The sequence below is a fragment of the Aestuariivirga sp. genome, from assembly GCF_037139295.1.
Taxonomy (GTDB): domain Bacteria; phylum Pseudomonadota; class Alphaproteobacteria; order Rhizobiales; family Aestuariivirgaceae; genus Aestuariivirga.
Map to the genome: position 1 here is coordinate 1 of NZ_JBAXGR010000122.1, position 8136 is coordinate 8136.

The window sequence follows — 8136 nt, forward strand, 5'->3', positions numbered from 1 at the left end:
GCGATTGCGCGGGACGTGGCCCGCTACACGGAATTCCTGCCGCTGGTGAAGCGCTAACTGACGCACCGTGCGGTGGAATTTGACATTAGTGTTCTAGTTTACGTACGAATCCGGGCGCGGGATTCGAACTCCATCGAATCGTGATCCCAATGAAATCAATTGCTTGCGAGGAGAGAGTTGGCTGCCAGGCTCTTCTCCTCCGCCATTTTGCTCTATTGCGCACAACGATGCTGAGGCCCGCTCCGCCCCGCGGAAAGTGGCAAAATTTGATCGGGTCAGGCACTTTTAAACTTCATCCCTCTGCCGGTCGCTGATGAGCTCTGCCGTACATTGGTTCTCGCGGCTTCTGCACTTGCAAGGGGACAGACCAATCGGACACTTGATCCGCCTAAAACCGCAGGCTGCGTTGGCTCTCGAGCACCCGCTCGGCACCGGTCACCGGGTCGGTGAAAGCGATGCGCTGCGCCAGAAGTTGCAAGGCTTGGCTGAAGTCTTCCGGCGCATCCCGTCCGCGCAGCGCCTCGGGGTAAAACAAGTCACCTTCCAACGGCAAGCCCAGCGCCAGCATATGCACCCGCAGCTGGTGGCGTTTGCCGCTGACCGGCTCCAACTGGTACAGCGCGCGAGAGCCATCGGTGCGCAGCAGGCTGATGCGGGTTTCGCTGTTGGCATCACCTGGCACTTCTTGCATCCGAAAGAAGGGCTCGCCCGCCACCAGGCGGCTGGTGTGAATGCGGGGCCATGTCAGATCAGCCCGAAAGGGGGCCACGGCGTGGTAGGTCTTGTGGATATGCTGCTGGCGAAACAGGGCGTGGTAGGCGTCGCGGTCGGCCGGACGTTTGCCCAGCATCACCAGGCCAGCGGTTTCTCGGTCGATGCGATGCAATGGCGCCAGATCGTCATAACCCGTCAGATTCTTCAGCTGCACGAGCAAACTTTGCTGCACATACCGCCCCCCAGGTGTGACGGGCATGAAGTGGGGTTTGTCAGCCACCAGGAGATGATCGTCTTCAAACAGGATGCTGGCTTGCTCCGGCAGCTGCGGTTCGTCCTCAATATGGCGGTAGTAAAACAGGCGCGTTTCCGGCGTGTAGGTCTGCGTCAGCAGTATGGGTTGGCCTTCCGCGTTCAGCACCGATTGGTTGCGCAGACGCGCGGTCCATGTTTCGCGCGTGATGTGGGGCATGCGCTCGACCAAAAACTCCAGCACCGTGGGCCATGGGCCATCGGGCAGGAATACACAAGTGGGACCCACGCCGTGGCGTGTCGGGATGCGCATCGCTCAGATCCTTTTGAACACCAAGCCCCACACGCCATGGCCGCACTTGTGTCCATAGTCTCCAGACTTAGTGCGCGGGCGGCCTCTGCGCCAGCGCTGGCAGTAAAGCCGGTCGGGGTAGCGCTGCCACCCGCGCAGCCTGTGGAATGAAGACCTCCGGAACTGCCTGGCCAACGACGACCCGGTAAACCAAGGGATGAAGCGACACAGCACGTCCGGAAAACATCTTGGGTCCGCTCGCAGGATTCGAACGACATCAAACTGAGATACCAATAGTATCAAGAACTTGTAGGCAGCGAGCGTTAGCTGCCGGCACCTTCTCCTCCGCCCTCCATTTTCACAATGCAATTTGCATGCAGTCGGAATGTGGAACAGCGTCGCTGTCGCTTCTGGCGCGTGTTATGGGATCCGTTACCGTCCGCAGCTCGTGATCAGATGATGGCGCGTCTTGCGCCTTCGGAAACATTCGCACAGAACATTGAAAAGAGAACAGCCTCGTGAAACATCATTCCGATCAACGTAACCTGGAGGTGGTTCAGCAATATGCGGAACTGGCTGGCGTCAGCGCGGAGAAGGCCGGACTGCTGAGGCTGGACTCATTCAAGGATTTCACGATGGCATACCGACCCGATTCATCTGATGTCGGGGTTCTCGCCCACAGTTTTGACAATGACATCTTCCTGAGTGGTGTTCCCGAGTATCAGCCGCAAAGTTCCGACATCGTGCTGGATGTGGGCGCGCACATCGGAGACTTCTGCTTGCTCCTGTCTCGCCGCGTCGCACGCGTCTATGCCATCGAAGCACGAAGAGAGACATTTGCATTGCTCAAGACGAACCTGTTCTTGAACGACGCCACCAACGTTGTCGCTGACCATTTGGCGCTCAGTGACAAGAACGGCTACTGCCGTCTCTACCTGGCGACGGAGGGCGAGAGCTGGGGCGACTCGACCACCTTTGACTTCAATGGCGCGTCAGAGAACGTTCCTTCCATGACGCTCGAACGCTATCTGTTCGAGCGCAACATACCGCGCGTGGACTTCGCAAAGTTCAATTGCGAAGGTGCGGAATTCCCGATCCTGATGTCGGCTGACCCGCTGACTCTTTCAAAGTTCGAGAAGATGCTCGTGCTGTATCACTGTGATCTCGTCAGCGGTGCCAACGAGCGGGTGCTGCATGAGAAACTTCGGCAGTGCGGGTTCACAACCTCGACGAGGAACCAGTCCGAGGACCGCGGCTGGATGATCGCCACGCGCTCCTGACGTTGCGGACGCCATGGGGCCCTGAAGCCTTCATGCTGCCGCCTTCTGCAATGCATTCGCGAAATGCCGTGTCATCTTTGCGGTCATCGTCTTTGATGCGACCTCAGCTCGCCAGTTTGATGCGTGCTGCGGTCTCGTGGCCGGCGCGGATGGCGCTTTCGATGAAGCCGGGATAGGCCGAGGCGAGTTCTGCGCCGGTGAAGTGCAAGCCATCATGTGACACGCGCATCGGCGCCCATGGGTCCGATGTGTCCCACGGCCTTGGCCAGGTCGCATAGCCGCCGCCCACCCAGGGGTGATCGGTCCAGTTGGTCTGCACGACCGTGACGGGGGTGCGCACGTCGGGCCCGAGCATCGGCTCGATGATGTCCATGACCCTGGCGAGCGCGGCTTCGTCCGAGAAGCCTTCCAGCGCCATGGTCGCCGTGCCGCCGCAGAACACCGCCAGCACGCAGAGCCTGTCCCGATGACGACCACATCAACTGTTTTCATGCCTCAATCGCCCCCTGACCCATGAATTCCGATTGGTCAGTCCTCAACCCCTGGTCCATGATTCAAGCTAGTGCGTCGACGTCTCCGACGCCAGAGCGGGCGGGGAAGCAGATTATGGGCAGCGTTCCCCCTCCAGCCGCTCCTTCAATGTTCAAGGCACGCCAGACTTGTCGGGACGCCTGTTTGTTGACCTGACTGGACAAATCCGACACAAGTCACCCAATGGCCATTCGCGGCCCTGCTTTTTGCACCTCTCACAGAGTTTGATGTCCGCACCCGCCATGTCCACAACCACGCTCATCGCCGCCCCGTCGACCCCGCCCATGCCGGCGGCGAAGCCGCTGTTTTCGTATCGGAAGTACTGGGCGGAGCGCTTTGGCACTGCGCCGTTCTTTCCGATGTCGCGGGAGGAGATGGACCAGCTGGGCTGGGACAGCTGCGACATCATCCTGGTGACGGGTGACGCCTATATCGACCATCCGAGCTTCGGCATGGCGCTGGTGGCGAGGCTGCTGGAGGCGCAAGGCTTCCGGGTGGGCATCATCGCCCAGCCGGAGTGGCGCGATGCCTCCGCCTTCAAGGCGCTAGGCAAGCCCAACCTGTTCTTCGGCGTCACCTCGGGCAACATGGACTCGATGGTGAACCGCTACACCTCCGACAGGCGGCTGAGGCACAACGACAGCTACACGCCGGACGGCGAGGGCGGCAAGCGGCCGGACCGCGCCGTGATCGTCTATGCCCAGCGCTGCCGCGAGGCCTTTCCCGATGCACCCATCGTGCTGGGCGGCATCGAGGCGTCGCTGCGCCGAATCGCGCATTACGACTACTGGTCGGACAAGGTGCGCCGGTCGATCCTGATGGATGCCAAGGCGGACCTGCTGCTTTACGGCAATGCCGAGCGCGCCCTCGTCGAGGTAGCTCACCGCATCGCCAGCGCTGGCATCGAGGCCGACTTCAGCGACGTGCGTGGCGTTGGCTTCATCCGCAATGCGCTGCCCGAGGGCTGGGTTGAAGCCTCCGCCGACGACATCGAGAGCCCGGATGAGGGCATTCGCCGCAAGAACCTGCAGCATGTGCCCACCGTGATCCGCATCCCTTCCTTCGAGCAGGCGGCGGCGGACAAGGAACTCTATGCGCGCGCCTCGCGCGTGCTGCACAAGGAGGCGAACCCTGGCAACGCGCTGCCCCTCATCCAGCGCCACGGCGACAAGGAACTGTGGCTCACGGCCCCCCCATTCCGCTGACCATGGCGGAGATGGACGGCGTCTATGACCTGCCCTATGCGCGCGCGCCCCACCCCATTTATGCCGGCCGCAAGATCCCCGCCTGGGAGATGATCCGCCATTCGGTAACCATCATGCGTGGCTGCTTCGGTGGCTGTTCCTTCTGCTCGATCACCGAGCATGAGGGACGCATCATCCAGTCACGCTCGGAGGAATCGATCCTCAAGGAGATCGAGACGATCCGCGACAAGACCGAGGGCTTCACCGGCGTCATCTCCGACATCGGCGGGCCGACGGCGAACATGTATCGCCTTGCCTGCAAGGACCGGCAGACGGAGGCGGTGTGCCGCCGCCCATCATGCGTCTACCCTGACATCTGCAAGAACCTCGACACCAACCATGACCCGTTGATCCAGCTCTACCGCAAGGTGCGCGCCGTACCGGGGGTGAAGAAGGTGAACGTCGCCTCGGGCGTGCGCTACGACCTCGCGGTCGAGAGCCCCGAATATGTGCAGGAACTTGTTGAGCACCATGTAGGTGGCTACCTGAAGATCGCGCCGGAGCACACCGAGGACGGCCCGCTGTCCATGATGATGAAGCCCGGCATCGGCAGCTATGACGCATTCAAGAAGCTGTTCGACGAGGCGGCGAAGAAGGCGGGCAAGAAATATTTCCTTATTCCCTATTTCATCGCGGCCCACCCCGGCACCACGGATGAGGACATGATGAACCTCGCCCTGTGGCTGAAGAAGAACGGCTACCGTGCCGACCAGGTGCAGACCTATCTGCCTTCGCCCATGGCGCTGTCGACGGCCATGTATCACACAGGCTTCAATCCGCTGAAACCCGTGCGCCGGGGCGTGTCGGAGCCGGTCGATACAGTGCGGGGCCTGCGCCAGCGGCGACTGCACAAGGCCTTCCTGCGTTATCATGATGCAGAAAACTGGCCGCTCCTGCGCGAGGCGCTGAAGAGCATGGGCCGCGCAGATCTGATCGGGCCCGGCAAGCACCAGCTGGTGCCCAGCTGGCAACCGGCCGGCACGGGTGCGAAGGGCGATCGCAAGCAAGCCGGCCACAAGGGCGGCAAGCGGCCTGGCGAGTCGAAGGGCGGAAAGTTCCTCACCAAGGGCGTGTTGCCGCGCCCGCCGACCAGCAAGGCATGAGCAGGCGGTTCTGATGCGTTCTGCCATGTCCGCTCTGAAGAGCGGCGTATCTCCGTCGGCCAGCGCAGATATCGCTGTGGCCGCCTTTGTTGGCGGCGTAAGCGGCCTCGCGCAGATGTCCGGCAATGCGCTGCTGCTGTTTCCTGAGCTGGGTGCCTTGTCCTATGGCGTTTTCCACCGTCCGAACGGCCCATGGGCGACGTCGCCCGTGTTGCTGGTGGCGACGCCGTTCCTCGCCGGCGTGGTCGGCACCCTGGTCACGCGCAACCTGCCATATGGCGTGCTGTCCGTCCTGATCGTGGTGATTTCCGCGCTCCTGATCATACGCCTGCTTCGCTCACCCGTTGCCCCGGCGATCTCCGCCGGGCTGCTGCCGCTGACGCTGGGCGAAACCGGCTGGTGGTATGCCCCGTCACTGGTTGTCGGTTGTGGTTCGCTGGCTTTGATCTCGGTGATCCGGCGACGGCTCTATCCGGTTTCCGCAGGGACTGAAGCGGCAATCCATGTCGAGATGCCGAGCGGCGGTGCGGCAGGCCGGGATATGTCCTGGGTGCCGTTCTTCACAGTATTCCTGGTTGTGGCAGCGGCTTGCGCAATTGCCACGGGCATGCGGTTCCTGCTGTTTCCGCCGCTGGTGGTCATCGCGTACGAGATGTTCTCGCATTCTGAAGACTGCCCATGGGCGCAGCGGCCGCTGCTGGTTCCGGTCATCTGCGGGCTCACGGCCACGGCAACCATGCTGATCACCGGCTGGCTGGGAGCCGGACCGATGGCTGCGGCGCTCTCGGCCCTGTGCGGAGCAACCGTGTTGCGGATCTTCAGGCTGCGCTTTCCGCCCGCTGTCGCCGTTGCCGTTCTGCCCTTCGTGATGACGCAGCCCGATTTCCGTTATCCCGTGGCAGTCACCATCGGAACGGTCATTCTCTGCGTGGCATTTTTCCTCTGGCGATCGGTTCGCGGCAGAACGGGCTGAGCGCGAACGATACGCGACCGAGGCCATTAGCCTTGCCTGCGTGCTCCGCCGCCCTAATGGCTAGCGCACGAGACGAGCCGGATCGTTGACGTCGGCACCGATGTCGGCGAGGTCCTGGTAACGGTCGCCGATGCGATGATGCGGGCGGCCGCCGGTTGCACCCCCGAAGGCGACAACCAGTTCATCATCGGCCGGCGCGTCGGCAATCGAGAACTGGACGGTCAGGTAATGCGAGCGCCGCCCGGTGTCGTGCTTGTCCATCAGCGGAATCTGGATCTGGGTGTTGGCGGGCCCACGCGTGTTGGTGAAGCCGAGATAGGTCTTGGCGCCCAGCGCCTCGCGGTAGAAGTTGCCGAAGTGCAGCGTATGGATGAGGGCGGAGGCGTGCTCCTGCTCGCAATCGAGCCCGGCCATGGCCGCCTTGCCATAGGCCTCGATCTTGTCAGCACCACCTGCCATGGCCACGATGCGCTCTGTGAGAAGATTGCCGAGGATCGGCGCGAAGGCGCGGATTTCGGGCTTGAGATCCGCAATGTAGCCGCGGCCCGCCCACGGGTTCCGGACGACCGCGGCAACGCCCAGCATGCGCAGCGGAGGGGTTGCGGCGCGCTCGCCCTCAAGATGGATTTCCTCCTCGAAGTTCACGAGCTTTCTGATCTTCAGTTCCATGGGGGCCTCTGGTGTTCAGGTTGAAGGGCTGGCGCGCGCGAGCAGGCGATCATGCACGCCGGACTATAGCGGGGTGAAGTGGGAAAGTGCTGGTCTTGCGCTGAAGCAGATTCGACAGCTTGAATGCTGCGCGACGACTCAGACACGCTGCACGCGTGACAGGAAGGCCAGCAGCTTCGCGTTGAACAGCTCCGGCGCCTCGGCCAGCGCCATGTGGCGCAAGCCTGGCAGGATGACGAGTTCGGAGCCTGCGATTTCCGCTGCGATGGCGCGGCTCATGGCGGGAGAGTTGCCGTAATCCTCCTCGCCGGTCATGACGAGAGTGGGCGCGGTGATGGGCGGGCTGGGCGCCACCAGTTCTGTGACCCCATCGACCAGCACCTGGTAGATCGGCGCATAAACATCCTTGCGGTTGGCGAGGATCCAGCGGCGCACTTCGTCCATCATATCCGGATGGCTGAGGCGGAAGCCATCGGTGAACCAGCGAGACAGGGCCGCCTCGACGGTGGCGGCGGGGCCGTCCTGCGCGGCCTGCACGACGCGTGCCTGGATCGCATCATGCGCCGCCTTGTCGCGCGCATGGGCGGAGTGGAGGATGCCGAGTGCCTCCAGCATGTCCGCATGGTCCATGGCGAAGCGCCGGGCGATCATGCCGCCGAGCGAAAAGCCGAAGACGGAAGCCTTCGCGATGCCGAGGTGATCGAGCAGTTCGGCGAGCTGTTCCGAGAACACGGTGAGCGATGGCGTACGCGGCACGCTGCTGTCGCCATGGCCATGCAGGTCGAAGGTGATGACGCGGAAGTGCCGCGACAGTGCCGGAACCTGCCATTGCCAGGAGTGGCGGTTGAGGCCAAGCCCGTGGACAAGCGCGATCACCCGCTCGCCGCTGCCGAAGCTCTCATAGGCTGTGCCGCGTGACGTCAGCGAGGCCATGCCCTGGCCTTGACGTTTCCACACAGCGTGCAGCTGCCCATCACCTGCCTGGTCCTTGCCAACGCCACTCCCCCAACCTGTTGAAAAGTTTATGCGGTCGTCCTCCGCGCATTGTAATAGATTTCCGACAGCGTCCGGCGAAAAT

General features: G+C 62.6%; 6 protein-coding genes and 1 pseudogene. 3 read left to right on the forward strand and 4 right to left on the reverse strand.

Translation table 11 applies throughout. The features are described 5' to 3' along the window. Positions 1-388 precede the first annotated feature (388 nt). On the reverse strand, positions 389-1279 hold the full coding sequence (locus tag WCJ41_RS18645) for a pseudouridine synthase (RefSeq protein WP_336907343.1): 891 nt from the start codon (positions 1277-1279) through the stop codon (positions 389-391). Between the two features lie 497 nt (positions 1280-1776). Here WCJ41_RS18645 and WCJ41_RS18650 point away from each other — a divergent pair, with 497 nt between their 5' ends. Further along, on the forward strand, positions 1777-2538 hold the full coding sequence (locus tag WCJ41_RS18650) for an FkbM family methyltransferase (protein WP_336907344.1): 762 nt from the start codon (positions 1777-1779) through the stop codon (positions 2536-2538). 103 nt (positions 2539-2641) lie between these two features. On the opposite strand, the gene WCJ41_RS18655 is transcribed toward WCJ41_RS18650, so the two are convergent. Then, complete coding sequence (locus tag WCJ41_RS18655; protein WP_336907345.1) at positions 2642-2989, reverse strand: FAD-dependent oxidoreductase; 348 nt, start codon at positions 2987-2989, stop codon at positions 2642-2644. 364 nt (positions 2990-3353) lie between these two features. Here WCJ41_RS18655 and WCJ41_RS18660 point away from each other — a divergent pair. Next, positions 3354-5416, forward strand: a pseudogene (locus WCJ41_RS18660) (YgiQ family radical SAM protein). Positions 5417-5429: 13 nt separating this feature from the next. Continuing rightward, positions 5430-6389 carry an HPP family protein gene (locus WCJ41_RS18665; RefSeq protein WP_336907346.1) on the forward strand — a complete coding sequence of 320 codons (960 nt, stop codon included), beginning with the start codon at positions 5430-5432 and terminating at the stop codon, positions 6387-6389. Between the two features lie 60 nt (positions 6390-6449). Here WCJ41_RS18665 and WCJ41_RS18670 read toward each other — a convergent pair whose 3' ends face one another. Continuing rightward, on the reverse strand, positions 6450-7058 hold the full coding sequence (locus WCJ41_RS18670) for an amino acid synthesis family protein (protein ID WP_336907347.1): 609 nt from the start codon (positions 7056-7058) through the stop codon (positions 6450-6452). A gap of 138 nt (positions 7059-7196) precedes the next feature. After that, positions 7197-7991, reverse strand: a complete 795-nt coding sequence (locus WCJ41_RS18675; protein ID WP_336907348.1) for an alpha/beta fold hydrolase — start codon at positions 7989-7991, stop codon at positions 7197-7199. Positions 7992-8136 lie beyond the last annotated feature (145 nt).

Bases quoted from the DNA above. Each gene is read 5' to 3' on its own strand.
- WCJ41_RS18675 (WP_336907348.1), bottom strand. From the start codon at position 7,991: ATGGCCTCGCTGACGTCACGCGGCACAGCCTATGAGAGCTTCGGCAGC.
- WCJ41_RS18645 (WP_336907343.1), bottom strand. From the start codon at position 1,279: ATGCGCATCCCGACACGCCACGGCGTGGGTCCCACTTGTGTATTCCTG.
- WCJ41_RS18670 (WP_336907347.1), bottom strand. From the start codon at position 7,058: ATGGAACTGAAGATCAGAAAGCTCGTGAACTTCGAGGAGGAAATCCAT.
- WCJ41_RS18665 (WP_336907346.1), top strand. From the start codon at position 5,430: ATGCGTTCTGCCATGTCCGCTCTGAAGAGCGGCGTATCTCCGTCGGCC.